Annotated in this window: 2 protein-coding genes and 1 pseudogene; all 3 read left to right on the top strand. The window is 67.5% G+C overall.

What is annotated here, in order from left to right:
• A pseudogene (locus ENZ75_RS31875) lies at positions 1–480 on the top strand (efflux RND transporter periplasmic adaptor subunit); the annotation flags it as partial.
• Between the two features lie 4 nt (positions 481–484).
• Entirely contained in the window at positions 485–1,198 is a 714-nt protein-coding gene (locus tag ENZ75_RS31880) for an ABC transporter ATP-binding protein (RefSeq protein WP_063168254.1), read from the top strand.
• Positions 1,195–1,377 (top strand): ABC transporter permease (locus ENZ75_RS31885; RefSeq protein WP_206617151.1); only part of this gene is annotated, 183 nt, incomplete at its 3' end. The genes ENZ75_RS31880 and ENZ75_RS31885, both read left to right, overlap by 4 nt.

A 1,377-nucleotide genomic window follows, 5' to 3' on the forward strand; every position in this document is an offset into this window, starting at 1 on the left:
GCCCGCTTCACCGTCGATGCCTTCCCCGAGCGGCCGTTCGATGCCGAGATCCGCGACATCTCCTATGCCTCGGTCACCACCGACGGCGTCGTCACCTACAATGCGCGGCTCGAGGTCGACAACAACGAGCTGCTGCTGCGGCCCGGCATGACCGCCACCGTTTCGGTCGTCACCAAGCAGGCCAAGGACGTGCTCACCGTGCCGGCCACCGCCTTCCGCTTTCGCCCGGTCCAGCAGGCCGCACGCGGCTGGAGCCTCAGCGACCTGTTCACCGGCCGCATGGGCCGCCCCGGCGGCAACCGCCAGCGCCAGGCCGCCACAGTGCCCACCGACGGCTCGCGCACGCTCTATGTGCTGGAGAACGGGCGTCCGCACCCGGTCAACGTCAAGATCGGCTCGACCGACGGCGAACTGACCGAGATCATTTCTGGCCTCGACGAAGGCGCACAGGTCATCACCGCGTCGCAGCAGCGGAGCTGATACCGTGGCTGCCGGTGCTGCCCTCATCACCTTCGACAAGGTCTGGAAGAGCTATGGCCAGGGCGAGGCCAAGGTGCATGCGCTGGCCGGCGTCGATCTTGCCATCCGGCGTGGCGAATTCGTCGCCATCATGGGGCCGTCCGGCTCCGGCAAGTCGACGGCGATGAACATCATCGGCTGCCTCGACACGCCGACGGCCGGAACCTATTCCTTCATGAGCATCGACGCCGGCCGCCTCGACCGCAACCGCCGCGCCATGCTGCGCAACCTCTATGTCGGCTTCGTCTTCCAGGGTTACAATCTGCTGGCCCGCACCACGGCGGCCGAAAATGTCGAACTGCCGCTGATCTATCGCGGCGTGGCCGCCCGCGAGCGCCGCGACCTTGCCATGCAGGCCCTGGCGGAGGTCGGCCTTGTCGGCCGCGAGCACCACACGCCGGCCGAACTGTCCGGCGGCCAGCAGCAGCGCGTGGCGATCGCGCGCGCCATCGTCACGCGCCCGACGCTGCTCGTCGCCGACGAGCCGACCGGCAACCTCGACACCGCCCGCACGCACGAGATCATGGAGTTGCTGACGCGGCTCAACAAGGAGCTTGGCCTGACCATCGCCATGGTCACCCACGAGGCCGACGTCGCCGACTATGCCGAACGCACCATCCGCTTCCTCGACGGCCACGTCGCCTCCGATTCCAGGAAGCTGGAGATCGCACAACCATGATCTGGGAAACCGTCCGCCTGTCGCTGCGCTCGATCCGCCGCAACGTGCTGCGCTCGTTCCTGACCTTGCTCGGCATCGTCATCGGCGTTGCCGCCGTCATTGCCATGCTCACCATCGGGTCGGGCACCACGCAGAAGGTCAAGGCCGACATCTCCAAGCTCGGCAGCAATCTGCTGGTC

Source organism: Mesorhizobium sp. M7A.F.Ca.CA.002.04.1.1 (assembly GCF_004022805.1).
Lineage (GTDB): Bacteria > Pseudomonadota > Alphaproteobacteria > Rhizobiales > Rhizobiaceae > Mesorhizobium > Mesorhizobium ciceri.